Raw genomic sequence first — 20,158 nt, 5'->3', positions numbered from 1 at the left:
ACCGCCGCGACGTCAGTTTCACCCACATCAGCGCATAGGCGAAGAAGCAGGGCCTGGTGGGGGAGGTGTTGTGAATACGAGTCAGGGTTGGACGCGGCGGCCCGGGTGACGGCGGCGTCGACATCGTCCCGTGTGGCGGCCGGGACGATGGCGACGGTTTCCTCGGTGGCCGGATTCAGTACTTCCAGCGCGTCGGACACGTGGGCCTCTCAGACGTTCGGATCAGGGTGCGGTGCCGTGTGGTGCACGGGGGACGGGCGAGCACTAGAGGCGTTCGAAGGAGCGGCGGCGCTCCCAGTCGGTGACGGCGGAGTCGTAGGCGTCCAGTTCGACGCGGGCCATGTTCAGGTAGTGGGCGACGACGTCGGGGCCGAAGGCGGCCTTGGCGATCGCGCTGTTCTCCCACAGCTCCGCGGCGTCCCGCAGGGTGGCGGGGACGTGGGCGTAGTCGCCGGTGTAGGCGTTGCCGGGGCAGGGCTCGGGCGGTTCGAGGCCGTTCTCGATGCCGTGGAGGCCGGCCGCGACCAGGCCCGCGACGGCCAGGTAGGGGTTGACGTCGCCGCCGGGGAGCCGGTTCTCGAAGCGCATGGAGCGCCCGTGGCCGACCACGCGGAGGGCGCAGGTGCGGTTGTCCATGCCCCAGGCGACGGCGGTCGGGGCGAAGGATCCCGGCCGGAACCGCTTGTACGAATTGATGTTCGGGGCGTAGAGAAGGGAGAAGTCGCGCAGCGCGGCGAGCTGGCCGGCCAGGAAGTGCCTCATGACGGGGGACATCCCGCCGGGTCCGTCGCCGGCCATCGCGTTTCGTCCGTCGGCGTCGGTGAGCGAGAGGTGGATGTGGCAGGAGTTGCCTTCGCGCTCGTCGAACTTGGCCATGAAGGTGAGCGAGACGCCCTCCTGGGCGGCGATCTCCTTGGCCCCGGTCTTGTAGACGGAGTGCTGGTCGCAGGTCGTCAGTGCCTCGTCGTAGCGGAAGGCGATCTCGTGCTGGCCGAGGTTGCACTCGCCCTTCGCGGACTCCACGACCAGACCCGCGCCCTGCATCTCGTTGCGGATCCGGCGCAGCAGGGGCTCGATGCGGCCGGTGCCGAGGACGGAGTAGTCGATGTTGTACTGGTTGGCGGGGGTCAGCCCGCGGTAGCCGGAGTCCCAGGCCTCCTCGTAGGAGTTCTTGAAGACCATGAACTCCAGCTCGGTGCCGACCATGGCCGTGTAGCCGTGCTCGGCGAGCCGCTCCAGCTGGCGGCGCAGGATCTGCCGGGGGGCGGCGGTGACGGGCCCGCCGTCGTTCCAGGCCAGGTCGGCGAGGAGCAGGGCGCTGCCGGGGTGCCAGGGGATCCGGCGCAGGGTGCCGAGGTCGGGGTGCATGGCGAAGTCGCCGTAGCCCCGCTCCCAGGAGGACATCTCGTAGCCGTCGACGGTGTTCATGTCGGTGTCGACGGCCAGGAGGTAGTTGCAGCCCTCCGTGCCGTGCTCCATGACCTCGTCGAGGAAGAACTGTGCGGCGAACCGCTTGCCCTGGAGCCGCCCCTGCATGTCGGGGAAGGCCAGGACGACTGTGTCGATCTCGCCGGCGGCAACGAGGGCGCGGAGCTCCTCGGGCGCGAGCGGCGGCATGCGGTCTACCACGGGGATCTCTCCTTCGGTGAGCCGAGGAGGCCTAAGGTATTGAACAGAACCATTGATTGGGAAGGGGCGGAGCGGAGATGACCGACTCGGCGGGCGAAGGCGGCGCGATGGCGCGGCTGAATCCCGTGCTGCGGCAGGTGCGGGCGGGCAACGGTTTCGAGGAGGCGCTCGAACAGATCCTCCAGGTGGTCCGGCTGGGGCTGGTGCCGGGCGGGGAACGCCTCCCGCCGGAGCGGGAGTTGGCTGAGGCGATGGGCATCAGCCGGGTGACCCTGCGCGAGGTGCTCAAGGTGCTGCAGGAGCAGGGCCTGGTGGAGGCGCGGCGCGGCAGGTACGGCGGAACGTTCGTGTTGCCCCGCCCCGACACCCCGGCCGGCGGCACGGAGGACGAGCTGCGCCGGCGCGTGGCGGGCGTGGACCTGGAGGACGTCCTGCGGTTCCGCGAGGTCCTGGAGGTCGGGGCCGCCGGGCTGTGCGCCTCCCAAGGGCTCTGCGAGGAGGACTCCCGGCGGCTGCTCGGCGCGCTGGCGGCCACCCAAGACGCACCCCTGGCCGACTACCGCCGCCGGGACACCCTCTTCCACCTCACCCTGTGCGAGCTCGCCGGCTCGGCCACGTTGACCGCCCAGTACGCCGCCGTCCGCGCCACCGTCAACGAACTGCTGGACTGCATTCCGCTGCTGGTGCGCAACCTGGAGCACTCCCAGGCGCAGCACGCCGCGCTCGTGGACGCGGTGCTGGAGCGCAATGCCGACGCGGCCCGCGAAGTCATGCGCGAGCACTGCTGCGGCACGGCGGCGCTGCTGCGCGGGTTCCTGGCCTGAGCGGGGCGCCCCGGAGGTCCCCCCGAGAGGTTTTCGTAACCCTCGTTTTACGCAGGGGTCTTGCGCACTCCGCCCGACTGGCGCAAAGGTACGCGGCACAACCATTGTCCCGGGCAGGAGCGACGCACATGGCCGACGACACCGGGGCACGGCTGACGGCCGTGCCCGAATCCCCCAGATCCCCCGAGGGCGGCGACGACTACCTCCGGCGGCGCACCTTGCGCCGCGGCAGCGCCGGTTGGCTGCTGCTGACCGGACTCGGCGTCGCCTACGTCGTCTCCGGCGACTTCTCCGGCTGGAACGTCGGACTCGCCCAGGGCGGCTTCGGCGGACTCGCCGTGGCCACCGTCCTCATGGGCGCGATGTACGCCTGCCTCGTCTTCTCCCTCGCCGAGCTGTCCGCGATCCTGCCGACGGCGGGCGGCGGCTACGGCTTCGCCCGCCGGGCGCTCGGCCCCTGGGGCGGCTTCCTCACCGGCACCGCGATCCTCATCGAGTACATCCTGGCGCCGGCCGCGATCGCCATCTTCATCGGCGACTACGTCGAGTCCCTGAACCTCTTCGGCCTCACCTCCGGCTGGCCCGTCTACCTCGCCTGCTTCGCCGTCTTCATCGGCATCCACCTGTGGGGCGTCGGCGAGGCCCTGCGCTTCTCCCTCGTCGTCACCGCCGTAGCCGTCGTCGCCCTGGTCGTCTTCGCCGTCGGCGCGTTCACCGAGTTCGACGCCGCGCGCCTCGACGACATCGCCGTCGACACCACCGCGCTCGGCGCGAACTCCTGGCTGCCGATGGGACTACTGGGCATCTGGGCGGCGTTCCCCTTCGGCATGTGGTTCTTCCTCGGCGTCGAGGGCGTACCGCTGGCGGCCGAGGAGGCCAAGGACCCGGTGCGCTCGATGCCGCGCGCCCTTTCGACCTCCATGGCCGTCCTGGTGCTGCTGGCCCTCGTCACCTTCCTCGCCTCGACCGGCGCCCGCGGCGCCGACGCCATCAAGGACGCCGGCAACCCGCTGGTCGTCGCCCTGGAGGGCGACCCGGGCCTGGGCTGGCTCAAGACCTTCGTCAACTACGCGGGCCTCGCCGGGCTCGTGGCCTCGTTCTTCTCCTTGATCTACGCCGGCTCACGCCAGCTGTTCGCCCTGTCCCGCGCCGGCTACCTGCCGCGCTTCCTGTCCCTGACCTCGCGCCGCAAGGCCCCGTACCTGGGCCTGCTCATCCCCGGCGCGATCGGATTCGCCCTCGCCGCGGCCACCGGGAACGGCCCGCGCATGCTCAACATCGCGGTGTTCGGCGCGACCATCTCGTACGCGCTGATGGCCCTGTCGCACATCGTGCTGCGCCGCCGCGAACCGGGGCTGGAGCGCCCGTACCGCACGCCCGGCGGCATCGCGACCTCCTCCGCGGCCTTCCTCCTCGCCCTGTCGGCCCTGGTCGCCACCTTCCTGGTGGACAAGGACGCGGCGTTCATCGCCCTGGGTGTGTACGCCGTCGCCCTCGGCTACTTCGCGTTCTACAGTCGGCACCACCTGGTGGCCTCGGCGCCGGAGGAGGAGTTCGCCGCGCTGGCCCGAGCCGAGGCGGAGCTGACCCGGGACTGACCGACCCGCTTCCCGACCCTTCCACCCCTCCCCCGAACCGCCCCTGGAGGTGGCACTCGTGCCCAGGCCGCTCATCGGCATCACCACCTACGTGGAGGAATCCACCCGCTTCCGGGTGTGGGACGTCCCGACGTCCCTCACGCCCTCCGGGTACTACGAACTCGTCCAAGCGGCGGGCGGCGCGGCCGTGCTGCTCCCGCCGGACGAACCCGGAACCGCTGCGGAGGTGCTGGGCCGGGTGGACGGCCTGGTCGTCGCCGGCGGTCCCGACCTGGACCCGGTCCACTACGCGGCCGCGCGCGACCCGCGTACGGGGCCGCCCGCGACGCAGCGGGACGAGTGGGAGCTCGCCCTCGTCGGGGCCGCCCTGGCGGCGGGCCGCCCGCTGCTCGGCATCTGCCGGGGCATGCAGGCCCTGAACGTGGCACTGGGCGGCACGCTGGTCCAGCACATCGAGGGCCACGTGGAGGCCCCGGGCGTCATGTCCTGGCACCCGGTGCGCCCGGTCCCCGGCACCCGGTACGCGGAACTGGTCCCGGAGGAGGCGGAGGTGCCGACGTACCACCACCAGGCGGTGGACCGGCTGGGCCACGGCCTGATCGCCTCGGCCCACGCGATGGACGGCACCGTCGAGGCGATCGAGCTGCCCGACCCGGACCGCTGGGTGGTCGGCGTGCAGTGGCACCCCGAACGGGACAAGGACACCCGCGTCCTCGGGGCCCTGGTCGCCGCCGCGGCCGCGCACACGCCGGCGCCCGGCCGCTGACCGCAGTCCCGGCCCGCCGGACGGCGTCGACGTGCGGGGCGTCCGGCGGGTCGGAAGACTGGAGTCATGACGAACAAGGCAGTCCTGGAGGGCGGACCGGCCGACCTGCCGGAGCGGGTCGTGGAGGCCCCCGCCCCCGGCGAGGACGTGAAGATCCAGCACCGCGGAGGGTACGAGCACTTCCGGGCCACGGCGCGGCAGCAGGACGGTCCGCAGGGCCGGCTGCCCGTCTTCGAATGGTGGGAACGGACCGAGATCGCCGAATGACGAGGCACGCCATGACACACACCGCGGAATGGAAGGTCGGTGTTTCGCTGACCGAGGAGGGCGGCACCACCCGCGCCCGGGCCGTCCTGGACACCGGAACCACGACGCTCATCGGCCGCGGCTCGGCCCGCTGCAACCCCGAGGACGTGGAAGTGCCGGCCATCGGCGACGAGCTGGCCGCGAGCCGGGCCATGCGGGACCTGGCCGGCCAGCTGATGCGCGCCGCCGACCGTGACCTCGCCTCCATGGGAGCCGTCCCCGAACCCCCGCGCACCTCCTACGGCTGGCCCCAGGACGCCGAGGACCCCACCCGCCGAGGCCGCTGACCCCCACGGCGGCTGACCCCCACGGCCACTGACTGACATCCCGCGGCCACTGACATCCCGCGACCACTAAACGCCACGCCCGCCGCCGCTCGCGCCACGGGGCGCGCCGCCGAGCCACAACCACCCGGAACGCACGGGAGGGCGGTGAGGATCCCTACCCCCGAACCCGGGTCAGCGACAGCAGGTCCCTGGCGGGGCCGGCCGGCATGACCCCCGCCGGCCACACGGCCCGCAACGCCCGCCCCAGCGCCGCCCCGGACACGGGAACCTCGACCAGCCGACGCGCGGCCAGCTCGTCCCCCAGCGCCAGCTCCGACAGCACGCACGGCCCCGCCCCGCTCACCGCCGCCGCCTTCACGGCCGTGGTCGACGCCAGCTCCAGCAGCGGCGCCGCCAGCCCCCCGCACCCGGCGAGCGCCCCGTCCAGCACCTGCCGGGTCCCCGAGCCCCGCTCCCGCAGGATCAGCGGGGTGGACGCCAGCTCGGCCGCGGTCACCGCGCCCGCCCGGCGCGCCCACGCGTGCCCGGGGGCGACCGCCACCACCAGCCGGTCCTGCGCGATCACCACCGAGTCGAGCCCGTCCGGCACGGTCGACCCTTCCACGAAGCCCAGGTCCGCCTCGTGCGCGACCACCCGCTGCGCCACCAACGCCGAGTTCCCGGCGTGCAGCGACACCGCCGTGCCGGGCCGCTGGCCGCGCAGCGCGATCAGCCAGCCCGGCAGCAGGTACTCCGCGATGGTCATGCTGGCGGCGACCCGCAGCCGCGAGTCCCGCTGGCCGCGCAGCGCCTGAGCGCCCGCGTCGAACGCCTCGGCCGCCTCGACGACCCGCCGCGCCCAGTCGGTGACGAGCGCCCCCTCGGCGGTGAGGGTCGACCCGCGCGGCGAGCGGTCGACCAGCGCGACGCCGAGCCGGGTCTCCATGGCCCGGATGCGGCTGCTGGCCGCGGGCTGCGTGATGCCCATCCGCTTGGCCGCACCGCTCAGGCTGCCGACCCGGGCGACCTCGAGCAGCAGTTCCAGCGCGCCCAGATCCGGTACCCGGTGCACCAGCGGAACCCACTCCTCATTACCCATAAAGTCAGTTTATGGCCTCATAGACGGGCGGCCTCTGCCGCCCGCGGGGCACCAGCAGCACGCTGGGCCCATGGCCACCACCCTCGTGCGACCCCACGAAGACCCCTCCCGGAGCGCCCGGGCGGCCCACAAGGCCGACACGGTGCTCCCGACCCCCGTACCCGCCCGCTTCCCTTCCCTGCGCCACCTCGGCCCCAACTGGTACGCGTCCGTCATGGGCACGGCCATCGTCGCCAACGCCGGCGCCGCACTGCCGTACCAGCTGCCCGGCCAGCGCACGGCCTGCCAGATCGTCTGGGCGCTGTCCGCCGTCGCCCTCGCCGTTCTCCTCACCGCCCGCGCCGGCCACTGGCTGCACCACCGCGACCAGGCCCGCGCCCACCTCCTCGACCCCGCCGTGGCCCCCTTCTACGGCTGCCTGTCCATGGCCCTGCTGGCGGTCGGCGCCGGCACCCTGGTCGTCGGCAAGGACCTGATCGGGGAGCCGGCCGCGGTAGCCGCCGATGCCGCGCTGTTCACCGTCGGCACCGCGGTCGGCCTGCTCACGGCCGTGGCGGTGCCCTACCTGATGGTGGTCCGGCACCAGATCGACGCCGCCCAGGCCGGTCCCGTCTGGCTGCTGCCCGTGGTCTCCCCCATGGTCTCCGCGGCCACGGGCCCCCTACTGGTCCCCCACCTGCCGGCCGGCCAGCCCCGCGAGGCACTGCTGCTGGCCTGCTACGCGATGTTCGGGCTCAGCCTGCTGGCGACCCTGCTGCTGCTCCCACTGGTCTTCGGCCGGCTGCTCACGGGCGGTCCCCTGCCGCTGCTGCTGACCCCGACCCTGTTCCTGGTCCTGGGCCCGCTCGGGCAGTCCACCACCGCCGTCAACCAGCTCGCCGATGTGGCCCCCCTCGCCGCCGGAGCCCCGTACGCGGGCGCGCTCGGCGCGTTCGCGGTCGTCTACGGGGTCCCCGTGATGGGCTTCGCGCTGCTGTGGCTGGCGCTGGCCGCCGCGATGCTGGTCCGGGCGGCCCGGGGCGGGATGGGCTTCGCGATGACCTGGTGGGCGCTGACCTTCCCCGTCGGCACCTGCGTCACCGGCGCCACCGGCCTGGCCCGGCACACCGGCCTGACCGCGTTCGCCTGGCTGGCCGCCGCCCTGTACGCGGCCCTGCTCGCCGCCTGGCTGCTCGCCGCCGGGCACACCCTCCGCGGCCTGGCCACGGGACGGCTGCTGCCCCGCCGGCCTGCCGCCGGCCGGGCCCCCTCCTAGCGGGCAGCGGCGGCCAGCGCCGCCCCCAGCACCTGCGGGGCCTCGGCGAGCGAGGGCCCGTACCAGGTCAGGTGGCGGCCGCTGACCAGGGCGGCCGGACGGCCCGGGAACGCCTCCGGGCCGTCCTCGCGCGTGAAGGCGTACGGCTCGTCCGGCAGCACCACCAGGTCCCAGTCGGCCGCCGCCAGCTCCGCAAGCGGCACCCTCGGATAGCGCTCGGGGTGTCCCGCGTACACGTTGTGCACGCCGAGCCGCGCCAGCAGGTCCCCGGCGAAGGTGTCCCGGCCCAGCACCATCCAGGGCCGCCGCCACACCGGTACCACGGCCCGCAGTCCCCGCCCCGGCTCCACCCGGGCCCAGGCTTCCTCGGCCTCGTCCAGCCAGCGCGGCCGGGTCAGCCCCAGGGCGCGCACGAGCAGCCGGTCCAGCTCGGCGAAGGCCTGCGGCAGCCCGCGGACCTCGGTGACCAGCACCTCCAGCCCGGCCGCGCGCAGCTCCGCCAGGTCGGGGGCCCGGTTCTCCTCCTCGTTGGCGACGACCAGGTCGGGGCGGAGCGCGGTGACGGCCGCGACGTCGGGGTTCTTGGTGCCGCCGATGCGCACGGCGCCCTGCCGGCCCAGGTCGGCGGGATGGGTGCACCAGTCGGTCACGCCGACCAGCAGGCCGGGGGCGGTGACGGCCACCGCCTCGGTCAGCGAGGGCACCAGGGAGACGACCCGCACCGCCGGTCAGCGGCCCGGCTCGGGCGGCTCGAACGTCGCGTGGATGTGCTCGCCGACCGCCACCACCAGGATCCGGGTGTCCTCGGTGACGGCTCGCCAGCGGTGGCGCACACCGCCGGAGAGGAACAGGGCGTCGCCGCTCTCCAGCCGGTACGCCCGCCCCTCGGCCTCCACCTGGCAGGCGCCCGAGACGACGTACATCAGCTCGTCGTTGCGGTGCTGGTACTCGCGGCCGGCGTCCTGGTCGCCGGTGAACTCCAGGGCGTGCAGCTGGTGGTGCCCGCGGACGAGGGGGCGGACGCCCGGGACCGGGCCCAGCCCGGAGTCGTCCCCGGCCCGGACGAGGTCGACGGTGCGCGCGGTGTCGGACGCGGCCAGCAGTTCGACGGCGGTGGTCTCCAGCGCGTCGGCGACCCGCTCCAGGGAGCGCATGCTGGGCCTGGCCCGCTCGTTCTCTATCTGGCTCAGGAAGGGCACCGAGAGGCCGCTGCGCGCCGACACGGCGGCGAGGGTCAGGTGGAGCGCCCGGCGCCGCTTGCGCACGGCCACGCCCACCCGGAGCGGTTCCTTGGCGTCCTTGTCCCGTTCCTTGTCGTCCGAGCCGTCCCTGTCGTCCATGGCGGGGCTGCCCTCCCCTTGTCAGGTCTGTCGGCGTACGTCGGCGTCCGTCGCACGGAGGTGTGCTGTAAGCACCTTACGCAGCAACCGCCCCCGGTTTCGCGCCCGGCGGCGGACCGGGGTACGCCGCGGGTGAAACTCCTGCGCCATGTCCGAACGCGCCTGCGGCCACTTTGCGTCCGCCTGGCCGTAACCCTCCCGCGTCGGCGGGGTGCGGCATCATCGTCGTCGTGACGACGACTCGACGGCTGATGCTGCTGGACACCGCCTCCCTCTACTTCCGCGCGTACTTCGGCGTACCGGACTCCGTGAAGGCGCCGGACGGCACCCCGGTCAACGCGGTGCGCGGGCTGCTCGACTTCATCGCCCGGCTGGTGCAGGACCACCGCCCGGACGAGCTGGTGGCGTGCATGGACGCCGACTGGCGGCCGCACTGGCGGGTGGAGCTGATCCCTTCCTACAAGGCGCACCGGGTCGCGCAGGAGACCCCGGCCGGGTCGCCGGACGTGGAGGAGACCCCGGACACCCTGGCACCGCAGGTACCCGTCATCGAGGCGGCACTGGACGCGTTCGGGATCGCCCGGGTGGGGGTGGCCGGGTACGAGGCGGACGACGTGATCGGCACCCTGACGGCGCGGGCCGCCGGCCCGGTGGACATCGTCACCGGTGACCGGGACCTGTACCAGCTGGTCGACGACGCCCGGCAGCGGCGCGTGCTGTACCCGTTGAAGGGGGTCGGGACGCTCCAGGTCGCCGACGAGGCGTGGCTGCGCGAGAAGTACGGGGTGGACGGCCCCGGCTACGCGGACCTCGCCCTGCTGCGCGGCGACCCGAGCGACGGCCTCCCCGGCGTCCCGGGGATCGGCGAGAAGACGGCGGCGAAGCTCCTCGACACGTACGGGAACTTGGCCGGAATCATCGCTGCGGTCGACGACCCGAAATCGAAACTGACCCCCGTTCAGCGCAAGCGGCTGGCCGAGTCCCGGCCGTACCTGGCCGTGGCCCCCAAGGTGGTCCGGGTGGCCACCGACGTGCCGCTGCCCGCGTTCGACCCGGCGCTGCCGACCGCTCCGGCGCAGCCGGAACTCGTCGATGCACTTGCCCACCGGTGGGGTCTGGGCGGCGCGGTGGCGCGCCTGCGCGGCGCGCTCCTCCCCTGAGGTGCTAACTTAGGTAATCCTAAGTTTCAGGGGAGTCAGGGGAGACGCCGTGGCAGAAGGACGCGCCCGCAAGGTCGGCACCGCAGTCGTCGTGCGGACCGAGCGGCTGACGCCGCACATGGTGCGGGTGGTTCTCGGTGGCGCCGGACTGGCCCGTTTCAGCGCGGGCGAGTTCACGGACCACTACGTCAAACTGCTGTTCGCGCCGGAGGGCGTCAGCTACCCCTCCCCGTGGGACCTGGACCGCATCCGCGCCCAGTACCCGCCCGCCGCGTGGCCGCGCCAGCGCGCGTACACGGTCCGCAACTGGGACCCGGCGCACCTGGAACTCACCATCGACTTCGTCGTCCACGGCGACGCGGGGCTCGCCGGCCCGTGGGCCCTGCGCGCCCAGCCGGGCGAGCTCGTCCGCTTCCTCGGCCCGGGCGGGGCGTACGCACCCGCCCCGGAGGCCGACTGGCACCTGCTCGCGGGCGACGAGAGCGCCCTGCCGGCGATCGCCGCGACGATGGAGCGGATGCCGGTCGGTGCCCGGGTCCACGCCCTGGTGGAGATCGACGGCCCGGAGGACGAGCAGAAGATCGCGACCCCGGACGGCGTCGTCCCCGTCTGGCTGCACCGCGGGACCCGCCCCGTGGGAGAGGCCCTGGTCGAGGCGGTCAGGTCCCTCGACTTCCCCTCCCGCGACGTGCACGCCTTCGTCCACGGCGAGGCGGGCTTCGTCAAGGACCTCCGCCGTCACCTGCGCCTGGAGCGGGGCATCCCGAAGGAACGCCTGTCCATCTCGGGCTACTGGCGCCTCGGCGAGACGGACGAGGGCTGGCGGGCGATCAAGGGCGAGTGGAACGCGCGGATCCTCGCGGAGCAGGAAGCCGCGGCCTGACCCGGCCGACCCGCCCCGCCCCGCCCGATCCGCCCCCACCGGGCCGAACGGGCGGTGCCGGCCCACCGGCGCCACCATGTGGGTTATGCGTACCCGCCTCGGGCTCGCGGCGGCGGGAGCCGCCTTGGCGCTGGCCGCTGCTGCACCGGTCGCGGCGGCCCCGAGCCCCCCGCCGCCCCCGGAACCCCAGCTGACGGACCAGGACGTCGCGGCCGCGGTGAACCGCCTGCCCGGGTCCATCGCGGCGGGGATGCGCAGCACGGGAGTGCCCGGCCTGTCCGTGGCCGTCGTCCACGACGACGAAGTGGTGTACCTCAAGGGCTTCGGGGTGCGGCGCACCGGCGAGAGCGGCGCGGTCGGCCCGGACACGGTCTTCCAGATCGCCTCCCTCTCCAAGCCGGTCTCCTCCACCGTCGTCGCCGGCACCATGAAGGACCCGTCCGAGTGGGACCGGCGCACCGAGCTGCCCGGCTTCGCCCTCAAGGACCCGTGGGTCACCGGGCACGTCACCACGGCCGACCTCTTCTCGCACCGCAGCGGCCTGCCCGACCACGCCGGGGACCTCCTGGAGGACCTGGGCCACGACCGGGCGTACGTCCTGGACCACCTGCGCCTGCTGCCCCTGTCGCCGTTCCGGGCGAGCTACGCGTACACCAACTTCGGGCTCACCGCGGCGGCCGAGGGCGTCGCCCGGGCCCACGGCACCAGCTGGCAGAAACTGAGCGCCGACACCCTGTTCAAGCCCGCCGGCATGACCCGTACCAGCACCGAGTTCTCCGCCTTCGCCACCGCACCCGACCACGCCGCCACCCACGTCAAGAACCCCGACGGCACCTGGTCCCCCCGCTACGTGCGCGACCCGGACGCGCAGGCCCCGGCCGGCGGCGTCAGCTCCACCGCCCGTGACCTGGCCCGCTGGATGCGGCTCCAGCTCGGCGGGGGCACCCTCGACGGCAAGCGGATCGTCCCTGCCGAGACCCTGGCCCGCACCCACCTCCCCGAGGTCGTGGCGCAGGCCACCACCCCGACCGGCCGGCCCCAGTTCTACGGGCTCGGCTGGAACGTCACCTACGACGACGCGGGACGGCTCCGGCTCAGCCACTCCGGCGCCTTCGCCCTCGGCGCCAACACCAACGTGACCCTGCTGCCCCTGGAACGGCTCGGGATCGTCGTCCTCACCAACGGCGCCCCGGTCGGCCTCGCCGACGCCATCGCCGAGGACTTCTTCGACACCGCCGAGCACGGCGGGCCCACCACCGACTGGCTGCCCCTGTTCGCCTCGCTCTACGCGCAGGCGGACCGGGCGAACCGCTCCACGACCGACTACGCCCGCCCGCCCTCCGGTGCCGCCCCGCCCCGCGCCGACAGCGTGTACACCGGCACCTACGACAACCCGTACTACGGCAGGGCGACGGTCACGGCGAACCCCGGCGGCGGCCTCACCCTCTCCCTCGGCCCCGAGCCCGAGCGCTACCCCCTGCGGCACTACGACGGCGACACGTTCAGCTTCGAGACCGCCGGGGAGAACGCCGTCGGCCGCACCGGGGTGTTCTTCAAGGACGGCACGATGCGCATCGAGTACCTGGACGAGGAGCACCTGGGCACCTTCACCCGGCAGCAGCCGTAGCCCGCCGGGACTGCCCTAGCCTGGAGCCGATGAGAAGCAGAACCCGCATACCCCCCGCGCCGCTCCCGCAGATCGACGGCATCGACCCGGTCCGGCTCCGGCTGCCCACCGTCCGGGACGGCAGGTGGCCCGACCTCGGTAGCTACCTCACCGAGCGCTACGCCGGTACCCGCGGCGCCGAATCCATGGCCCGCCTGCTGCACGGCGGCCGGATCCTCGGCCCCGGGGGGCGGGTACTGCGCGCGCAGGACCCGTACGAGCCGGGCGCGTACCTGTGGTTCCACCGGGACATGGACCCCGAGCCGCCCGTGCCGTTCCCGATCCGCGTGGTGTACCGCGACGCGCACCTGTTGGTGGTGGACAAGCCGCACTTCCTGGCGACCACCCCGCGCGGCAGCCACATCGTGCAGACCGCCCTGGCCCGGCTGCGCAGCGAGCTGGACCTGCCCGAGCTGAGCCCGGCGCACCGCCTGGACCGGCTGACCGCAGGCCTGGTGATGTTCAGCATCCGCCCCGAGGACCGCGGCGCGTACCAGGGCCTCTTCCAGGAGCGGCGGGTGGACAAGGAGTACGAGGCCGTCGCCGTCCACGACCCGGCGGTCGAGCTGCCCCGCACGGTCCGCAGCAGGATCGAGAAGGTCCGCGGGATCATCGGCGCGAGCGAGGTCCCGGGCGCCGAACCGAACGCCGAGACCTCGCTGGGACTCCTCGACACCGCGGGCGGCCTGGGCCGCTACCGGCTGGTCCCGCACACCGGCCGCACCCACCAGCTGCGGGTCCACATGAACGGCCTCGGCCTGCCGATCCTCGGCGACCCGGTGTACCCGGTGGTCACCGATCCGGCTCCGGACGACTTCCGCCGGCCGCTGCAACTCCTCGCCCGCACCCTGGCCTTCACCGACCCGGTGACCGGCGTCGCGCACCGCTTCGAGTCCGGCCTGGAGCTGCTCGCCTGGAAGGACCGCACCGCCTGGGAGGCCGGGCAGCCGCCGGCCGCCTAGGCGGCCGGGCCGGGGGACCTCAGACCAGCAGGGGTCCCCCGCAGCGCTCGGACCCGTCCTTCACCGCGATCAGGTTGGCCTGCACGTAGGAGATCAGGTTCCGCGAGTGCCAGTCGGTCGGGTAGTAGGTGACGAGCCGGGACCGTTGGAAGCGGGCCTCGATCTCCGGCACGAAGGCCCGGTACTGGTCGTCGGTGTAGTACCAGAACGAGTTCTCGTTGTAGTACGCGACGTGCGTCGGGTCCTGGTACGCGCCCCGGCCGTCGGAGCTGGGAGTGAGGGACAGCAGCATGCCGCCGGGCGCGAGCAGCCGGTACAGCTCGTTGATCAGCGGAATCTTCTCGGGTACGTGCTCCAGGAAGTCGACCGCCCGCACCACGCCCACCGAGCCGTCGGCCAGGTCCAGCGGCTCCGGCAGCGTCGCGACGATGTCGACGCCGTCCCGCCGGTGCCGGTCGACGCCCAGGTAGCCGGGCGGCTTGCGGTGGGCCGCCCCCAGGTCCAGGGCGAGCAGCCCGCGCCGCCGGGCCCAGGCGAGCGTGTTGGCCTCGACGTACTTGTCGTACAGGGCCACCGTCTCCCGCTGGATGTGGGCGCTGACCTCGGAATCGCGCTGGGTGTTGTCGGGGTGCATGCGCTGGAGGTACAGGCAGCGGGGGACGTGGTGGAACTCCCCCACCTGGAACAGGCGGCACATCAGGTCCTGGTCGTCCAGCACGGCGCGGGTGGCGTCGTAGCCGCCGACCTGCTCGTACGCGTCCCGGCGGAAGGCCCGTACGTGGTTGGGGGCGTACCAGATGTACGAGACGTTGTGCGGGGTCGGCGCCATGGACACGGCCTGCAGCAGCCGGCGGCCGTCGACGACGACGTCCTCGTACCGCCAGCCGTGGGACTCGTTGAACCGGGTCTCGTCGCGGCCGCCGTCCTCGGTGATCTGCGCGGTGTTGCTGTAGACGAGGACGGCCTCGGGATGCGCGTCGAAGGCCGCGGCGAGTTCCGCCAGACAATCCCGGGCGAGCAGGTCGTCGTGGTCGAGCTCGACGAGGACCTCCCCGCGGGCGAACTCGCAGGCGCGTCGCTTGGCCGCCCCGACCCCGCGGCTGTCGTCGGAGACCTCCACCCGGACGCGGTCGTCGGGGTGCTCCGGCCGCCAGCGGGCGCCGTTGTTGAGCAGGACGATCCACTCCCAGTCGGTCCGGGTCTGCGCCTGGAGGGTGGCGAGGCACTCGTCCAGGTAGCGCGGCCGGTGGGTGGGGGTGAAGACGGAGAACCGGGGCGTCGGGGAAACGTTGCTCATCGTGTCGACCTGTCGTACCTGTCGTGGGGGTGGGGGCCGCCGTCCGGGCCCGGCCCCGGACGGCGTCTTCGAGAGCGGGCAGGACCGCGGCTCCGGGGACGCGGCCGCACGGAACTACTTCACCGGGAGCGGCTGACGGTCACGGGGTACACACGGCGTACACGGTGATGGTGCGGGCGTCCGCCGAGGTCGCCTGCCAGCCGGTGGCGGGTGGACCGCCGACCGGGCGGGTGACGACGGGCTCCAGGTTGCCACCGGCTGTGGTCTGGTAGCCGCCGCCGGTGGCGAACCGGCCGGCCGGGCAGGGGGCGACGGCGGTGCCGGTGGCCGAGGTGACCGAGACGACGGTCCCCTGAGCCCCGGACCCACTCCCGGCCGCCCCCTGCGCCCCCTGCGCCCCCTGCGCACCCTGCGCACCCTGCGCACCAGGATCCCCTTGGAAGCCCTGACTCCCCTGCACTCCAGGCTCCCCCTGGAACCCCTGACTCCCCTGAGTCCCCTGAGTCCCCTGAGTCCCCTGCGCACCAGGATCACCTTGGAAGCCCTGACTCCCCTGAGCACCAGCGGCACCCTGACTGCCCTGAGGGCCCGGTTCACCCTGGAACCCCTGCGCACCCGGCTCGCCCTGGAAGCCACGCTCGCCCTGCGTGCCCGGCCCACCCAGAAGGCCCTGGAAGCCCCGGTCGCCCTGGGGTCCGGCGGTCCCTTGGGGGCCGGGGTCACCCTGGAAGCCCCGGTCGCCCTGGGGGCCGGGCTCACCCCGGAGGCCCTGGAAACCTTGGCTCCCTTGGGGACCGGGGGCACCCTGAGGACCGGGGGCGCCCTGGGCCCCCTTCACCTTCTTCCGCCAGTCGTCGTCGCACGGACGGCCGTCGTGGCCGCCGTCCCCCCGTCCCGGCCGGGGGTCGAACTCCTGGCTGAGCGCACCGTTCGGGCCCGGCACTCCGTACGGGCATGCGGGGTGCGCGCGCGGGAGCTCGTCCTCGGCGGCAGCCGCCAGGGACGGGGCGAGGTTGACCGCCAGGCCGAGCACTCCGGCCGAGAACAGGGTGGCGGTCCGGACCCAGGATCCGCGCAGTGACTGAGGCTTCATCCGTCGACCTTCCTGCAGCACGGGAAAGGCGCCCCGCTCCGGCCTCCAGTCGCCGGGCCGGAGAGCGGAGCGGGGGTGGCATCGAGCCCGGTCGTTGACGACTCCGGCCCTCAGCACCCCCCGAAACAGTAGCTTTCCGGCATTCCGGTCGAGGGTCTTGTCCGTGCGCGCCCGGGCGATTCTCCCGATCTTCATTCCATCGGCCCAGGCGTGCCGGGGAGTCACCCGGTCGGCGGCGCCGCAGGAGGCCCGGCAGCCGGCGGGTCCCCGCCCCGGCCCCCGGAGCCGGCCCGGGCCGGGGCCGGGTCCGCGTCCCGTCCCCGCGCGACGCCCGCGATCCGCAGCGCCGCGTCCGCCGCGGCCTCCGCGAAGGTCGCCACCGGCCGGACGGGATCGGTGCGGTGGATCAGCATGGCGCCCTCGACCAGCCCGAAGACCAGGTCGTTGCGCAGCGCCAAGGCGTCCCGGTCCCCGCCCAGTTCGGTGCCGACGGAGGTGGCGCTGAGCAACGCCCGGTAGGCCTCCCGCAGTTCGCCGCGCATCCGGCGGAAGCGGGTGAACCGGGAACCCGCCACCTCGGGCAACAGGTACAGCGCGCCCAGGTTGTAGGGCCCCCCGCACAGCAGCAGCACGTCCGAGCGGCACAGCTCCCACAGCCGCTGGGCGGCGGGCCGCCCGGTGTCGGCGAGGAGCCGGCGGGCCAGTCCCAGCGAGGGGACGACCGTGGACTCCAGGAGTTCGGCGAGGAGTTCGTCCTTGCCGGCGAAGTAGTGGTACATCGTGGCTTGGCGCATCCCGGCCCGCGCGGCCACCGCCCGCGTGGTGGTCGCCGCGTACCCCCGTACGGTGAACAGCTCGGCCGCCGCGCAGAGGAGTTCCTCGCGCGGCGGCCGGCCGCCGCGTTCCTTCAGCCGGTCGGCGCGCGGCCGTCCGACGCGTCTCGGACCTTCGCCCGTTCCACCGGTCATGGCCCGATCGTCGCACAGGAGCACCCCGAGGTGATCATGGCAAGAGATGAGATCCGGCCGTGACCCCCTTCGGAGGAAGCCCCAAAAGGGCCTAGCCGACGGAACTGTAGGCCACTACACCCCGCAGGAGGGCGTCGACCGCCTTGCGGGCGTTGCGCGCCACGGTGCTGCCGCTGCCGCCCTCCGTGGACGCCGGCGCCGCCGCGGCGATCTGCCCGAGCACGTCGATGACCTGCTTGCACCAGCGTACGAAGTCGCCGGCCGGCATCTCCGCCTCGCGCAGCACCTCGTCCAGGCTCTTGCCGGAGGCCCACTCGTACGCGGCCCACGCGAAGCCGAGGTCGGGCTCGCGCTGGCCCACGCCCTCCGCCTGGTTGATGCGGTGCTCCTCCTCCAGTGCGTCGAGCCGGCCCCAGATGCGGACCATCTCACCGAGCGCGGCCTTCGCCGCCCCTCCGGGCACCTTCGGAGCGACCGCGTCGTCGGACTGCCGCGCCTCGAAGACGAGTGCGGAGACGCAGGCGGCCAGTTCGGCCGGGTTCAGCCCCTCCCAGACCCCGGCCCGCAGGCACTCGGAAGCCAGCAGGTCGAGCTCGCCGTAGAGCCGCGCCAGCCGCTTGCCGTGCTCGGTGACCTCGTCCTCGCGCAGGTAGTCCAGCTCGGTCAGGAGCCGGTGGATGCGGTCGAAGGTGCGGGCGATGGTGTTGGTCCGCCCCTCGATGCGCCGCTCCAGGGCCTGGGTGTCCCGCTTGAGCCGGTGGTAGCGCTCCGCCCAGCGGGCGTGGTCCTCGCGCTCGTCGCAGCCGTGGCAGGGATGGGCCCGCAGCTCGGCCCGCAGCCTGGCGATCTGACGGTCGTCGGCCGCTGCGGCCCGGCCGCGGCGGCCCCGCTCGGGGGTGATGTGCCCGGCCTTGGCCCGCAGTTGGGAGGCGAGGTCGCGGCGGGACTGCGGGGAGCGGGCGTTGAAGCTCCGCGGGATCCGCATCCGGTCGATGGCCTCCACCGGCACCGGGAAGTCGATCGGGGCGAGCCGCTTGACCTGCCGTTCGGCGGTGAGGACCAGCGGGCGCGGGCCCTCGGCGTACTCCTGGCCGCGGTGGCCGTTGACCCGCCCGGCGGGCACGCCCGGGTCGAGGACGAGCGCGAGCCCGGCGAACTTGCCGGTGGGCACGTGGATGACGTCGCCCGGCTTGAGCCGCTCCAGGGAGGCGGCGGCCTGGGCCCGGCGCTGGGCGGCGCCCTGCTTGGCCAGTTCCGTCTCGCGGTCCTTGAGGTCGCGGCGCAGCTGCGCGTACTCCTCGAAGTCCCCCAGGTGGCAGGTCATTCCCTCGCGGTAGCCGGCGAGGCCCTCCTCGTTGCGCTGGACCTGCCGGGAGATCCCGACGACCGAGCGGTCGGCCTGGAACTGGGCGAAGGAGGTCTCCAGCAGCTCGCGCGAGCGGTGCCGCCCGAACTGCTGCACCAGGTTGACCGCCATGTTGTACGAGGGCTTGAAGCTGGAGCGCAGCGGATACGTGCGGGTGCCGGCGAGCCCGGCCAGGGCCGCCGGGTCCATGCCGCGCTGCCACAGCACCACGGCGTGGCCCTCGACGTCGATGCCGCGGCGGCCGGCCCGGCCGGTGAGCTGGGTGTACTCGCCGGGGGTGATGTCGGCGTGCTGCTCGCCGTTCCACTTGACCAGCTTCTCCAGGATCACCGTGCGCGCGGGCATGTTGATGCCGAGCGCGAGGGTCTCGGTGGCGAAGACGGCCTTGACCAGGCCGCGGACGAAGAGCTCCTCCACGACCTCCTTGAAGGTGGGCAGCATGCCGGCGTGGTGCGCGGCGATCCCGCGCTCCAGGCCTTCGAGCCACTCGTAGTAGCCGAGGACGTGCAGGTCCTCGGCGGGAATGGACGCGGTCCGCTCCTCGACGATTTCGCGGACCCTCAGGCGCGCCGACTCGTCGTTGAGCCGCAGGCCCGCGAAGAGGCACTGCTGGACGGCGGCCTCGCAGCCGGCCCGGCTGAAGATGAAGTTGATGGCGGGCAGCAGCCCGTCCCCGTCGAGGCGGGCGATCACCTCGGGGCGGCCCGGCGTCCAGATCCGGTTGCGGGAACGCCGCTCCCGCTCGCGGTCGGCCTCGCGGACCATCTTGCCCCGGCGCCGGTCCTTGGGGTTGTAGGTGCGGCTGTTCTCCTCGCGGGCCATGCGCAGCAGGTCGGGGTTGACCTCGCGGCGGGCGGAGCCGCGGCCCCCGTGGTCGGTCTCCTCCTCGAAGAGGTCGTGTATCCGGCGGCCGGCCATGACGTGCTGCCACAGCGGAACGGGCCGCTCTTCGGAGACGATCACCTCGGTGTCGCCGCGGACCGTGTCGAGCCAGTCGCCGAACTCCTCGGCGTTGGACACGGTGGCCGACAGGGACACCAGCGTCACCGACTCGGGGAGGTGGATGATCACTTCCTCCCATACGGCGCCGCGGAACCGGTCGGAGAGGTAGTGCACCTCGTCCATCACGACGTAACCCAGGCCCAGCAGCGACTGCGAACCCGCGTACAGCATGTTGCGGAGCACCTCGGTGGTCATCACGACCACCGGCGCCTCCGAGTTGACGCTGTTGTCGCCGGTCAGCAGGCCGACGCGGTCGGCGCCGTAGCGCCTGACGAGGTCGGCGTACTTCTGGTTCGACAGGGCCTTGATCGGTGTCGTGTAGAAGCACTTGCGCCCCTGCCGCAGGGCCAGGTGCACGGCGAACTCGCCGACGATGGTCTTGCCCGAGCCGGTCGGGGCGGCGACCAGCACGCCCTTGCCGGCCTCCAATGCCTTGCAGGCGTCGACCTGGTACGCGTCCAGGTCGAAGTCGTACAGCTCGCGGAAGGGGGCCAGGGCGGTGGCCTCCTCGGCGGCGCGGATCCGGGCAGCGGCGTACCGCTCGGCGGGTGAGAGTTCTTCGGTCATCTTGCTGTCGAGCCTACCCGCCGCCCCTGACAACAGTCGCGATCTTTATGACCGGTCCGGGGCCCGCGGGGCCGCCGGACGTCGGGCCGGGACCCGCTCGGCCCGCCCGGC

General features: G+C 73.5%; 20 protein-coding genes. 11 read left to right on the top strand and 9 right to left on the bottom strand.

The window, feature by feature from the left end; translation table 11 throughout:
* Together ACFV7Q_RS01745 and ACFV7Q_RS01740 are read right to left on the bottom strand one after the other, a co-directional pair.
* Positions 1-200: aldehyde dehydrogenase family protein (locus ACFV7Q_RS01745; RefSeq protein ID WP_385422448.1), on the bottom strand; the 200-nt coding region annotated here is incomplete at its 3' end.
* A 64-nt stretch (positions 201-264) separates the two neighbouring features.
* Positions 265-1,629: a glutamine synthetase family protein gene (locus ACFV7Q_RS01740; protein ID WP_385422446.1), complete on the bottom strand. Its 1,365-nt coding sequence runs from the start codon at positions 1,627-1,629 to the stop codon at positions 265-267.
* Between the two features lie 77 nt (positions 1,630-1,706).
* On the opposite strand from ACFV7Q_RS01740, the gene ACFV7Q_RS01735 reads away from it, so the two are divergent.
* The 5 genes from ACFV7Q_RS01735 to ACFV7Q_RS01715 all read left to right on the top strand — a co-directional run bounded on the left by ACFV7Q_RS01735 (position 1,707) and on the right by ACFV7Q_RS01715 (position 5,410).
* Positions 1,707-2,453 (top strand): FadR/GntR family transcriptional regulator, encoded by a 747-nt coding sequence (locus ACFV7Q_RS01735; protein WP_385422444.1) that lies wholly within the window; start codon positions 1,707-1,709, stop codon positions 2,451-2,453.
* Between the two features lie 128 nt (positions 2,454-2,581).
* Positions 2,582-4,051, top strand: a complete 1,470-nt coding sequence (gene eat, locus ACFV7Q_RS01730) for an ethanolamine permease (protein WP_385422442.1) — start codon at positions 2,582-2,584, stop codon at positions 4,049-4,051.
* 58 nt (positions 4,052-4,109) lie between these two features.
* Positions 4,110-4,817 carry a gamma-glutamyl-gamma-aminobutyrate hydrolase family protein gene (locus tag ACFV7Q_RS01725; protein ID WP_385422440.1) on the top strand — a complete coding sequence of 236 codons (708 nt, stop codon included), beginning with the start codon at positions 4,110-4,112 and terminating at the stop codon, positions 4,815-4,817.
* 66 nt (positions 4,818-4,883) lie between these two features.
* A complete protein-coding gene (locus tag ACFV7Q_RS01720) occupies positions 4,884-5,084 on the top strand; it encodes a DUF5988 family protein (protein ID WP_385422438.1) in 201 nt (66 codons plus the stop codon).
* 11 nt (positions 5,085-5,095) lie between these two features.
* Positions 5,096-5,410: a DUF1876 domain-containing protein gene (locus ACFV7Q_RS01715; protein ID WP_385422436.1), complete on the top strand. Its 315-nt coding sequence runs from the start codon at positions 5,096-5,098 to the stop codon at positions 5,408-5,410.
* Positions 5,411-5,564: 154 nt separating this feature from the next.
* Here ACFV7Q_RS01715 and ACFV7Q_RS01710 read toward each other — a convergent pair whose 3' ends face one another.
* Positions 5,565-6,488: a LysR family transcriptional regulator gene (locus tag ACFV7Q_RS01710; protein ID WP_385422434.1), complete on the bottom strand. Its 924-nt coding sequence runs from the start codon at positions 6,486-6,488 to the stop codon at positions 5,565-5,567.
* A 70-nt stretch (positions 6,489-6,558) separates the two neighbouring features.
* Between ACFV7Q_RS01710 and ACFV7Q_RS01705 the strand changes: the two genes are divergently transcribed.
* Positions 6,559-7,743: a TDT family transporter gene (locus ACFV7Q_RS01705; protein WP_385422432.1), complete on the top strand. Its 1,185-nt coding sequence runs from the start codon at positions 6,559-6,561 to the stop codon at positions 7,741-7,743.
* On the opposite strand, the gene ACFV7Q_RS01700 is transcribed toward ACFV7Q_RS01705, so the two are convergent.
* A complete protein-coding gene (locus tag ACFV7Q_RS01700; protein WP_385422430.1) occupies positions 7,740-8,465 on the bottom strand; it encodes a helical backbone metal receptor in 726 nt (241 codons plus the stop codon). The two genes, ACFV7Q_RS01705 and ACFV7Q_RS01700, sit on opposite strands and share 4 nt — an antisense overlap.
* Positions 8,466-8,471: 6 nt before the next feature.
* Positions 8,472-9,083, bottom strand: coding sequence for a helix-turn-helix domain-containing protein (locus ACFV7Q_RS01695; protein WP_385422428.1), 612 nt, complete (start codon positions 9,081-9,083; stop codon positions 8,472-8,474).
* 251 nt (positions 9,084-9,334) lie between these two features.
* Here ACFV7Q_RS01695 and ACFV7Q_RS01690 point away from each other — a divergent pair, with 251 nt between their 5' ends.
* From ACFV7Q_RS01690 to ACFV7Q_RS01675, 4 genes are all read left to right on the top strand, one after another.
* Positions 9,335-10,243, top strand: coding sequence for a 5'-3' exonuclease H3TH domain-containing protein (locus ACFV7Q_RS01690; protein WP_385422456.1), 909 nt, complete (start codon positions 9,335-9,337; stop codon positions 10,241-10,243).
* 49 nt (positions 10,244-10,292) lie between these two features.
* Positions 10,293-11,126 (top strand): siderophore-interacting protein, encoded by an 834-nt coding sequence (locus ACFV7Q_RS01685; RefSeq protein WP_385422426.1) that lies wholly within the window; start codon positions 10,293-10,295, stop codon positions 11,124-11,126.
* 85 nt (positions 11,127-11,211) lie between these two features.
* Positions 11,212-12,753, top strand: coding sequence for a serine hydrolase (locus ACFV7Q_RS01680; protein ID WP_385422424.1), 1,542 nt, complete (start codon positions 11,212-11,214; stop codon positions 12,751-12,753).
* 29 nt (positions 12,754-12,782) lie between these two features.
* A complete protein-coding gene (locus ACFV7Q_RS01675) occupies positions 12,783-13,754 on the top strand; it encodes a pseudouridine synthase (RefSeq protein WP_385422422.1) in 972 nt (323 codons plus the stop codon).
* 19 nt (positions 13,755-13,773) lie between these two features.
* Here ACFV7Q_RS01675 and ACFV7Q_RS01670 read toward each other — a convergent pair whose 3' ends face one another.
* Both ACFV7Q_RS01670 and ACFV7Q_RS01665 read right to left on the bottom strand, forming a co-directional pair.
* The gene (locus ACFV7Q_RS01670; protein WP_385422420.1) at positions 13,774-15,051 is read right to left on the bottom strand and encodes a glycosyltransferase; all 1,278 of its coding nucleotides are present in this window, start codon (positions 15,049-15,051) and stop codon (positions 13,774-13,776) included.
* Positions 15,052-15,190: 139 nt separating this feature from the next.
* Positions 15,191-15,511 (bottom strand): hypothetical protein, encoded by a 321-nt coding sequence (locus ACFV7Q_RS01665; RefSeq protein ID WP_385422418.1) that lies wholly within the window; start codon positions 15,509-15,511, stop codon positions 15,191-15,193.
* Positions 15,512-15,586: 75 nt separating this feature from the next.
* On the opposite strand from ACFV7Q_RS01665, the gene ACFV7Q_RS01660 reads away from it, so the two are divergent.
* Positions 15,587-16,132 (top strand): hypothetical protein, encoded by a 546-nt coding sequence (locus ACFV7Q_RS01660; RefSeq protein WP_385422416.1) that lies wholly within the window; start codon positions 15,587-15,589, stop codon positions 16,130-16,132.
* 233 nt (positions 16,133-16,365) lie between these two features.
* On the opposite strand, the gene ACFV7Q_RS01655 is transcribed toward ACFV7Q_RS01660, so the two are convergent.
* Together ACFV7Q_RS01655 and ACFV7Q_RS01650 are read right to left on the bottom strand one after the other, a co-directional pair.
* Positions 16,366-17,112 carry a TetR/AcrR family transcriptional regulator gene (locus tag ACFV7Q_RS01655; protein WP_385422414.1) on the bottom strand — a complete coding sequence of 249 codons (747 nt, stop codon included), beginning with the start codon at positions 17,110-17,112 and terminating at the stop codon, positions 16,366-16,368.
* Positions 17,113-17,203: 91 nt separating this feature from the next.
* The gene (locus ACFV7Q_RS01650; protein ID WP_385422413.1) at positions 17,204-20,047 is read right to left on the bottom strand and encodes a DEAD/DEAH box helicase; all 2,844 of its coding nucleotides are present in this window, start codon (positions 20,045-20,047) and stop codon (positions 17,204-17,206) included.
* Positions 20,048-20,158 lie beyond the last annotated feature (111 nt).

Source organism: Streptomyces sp. NPDC059851 (assembly GCF_042732005.1).
Classification (GTDB): domain Bacteria; phylum Actinomycetota; class Actinomycetes; order Streptomycetales; family Streptomycetaceae; genus Streptomyces.
Note: the sequence above shows the minus strand (reverse complement) of the source record. Positions and strands in the feature narration are given on the sequence as shown.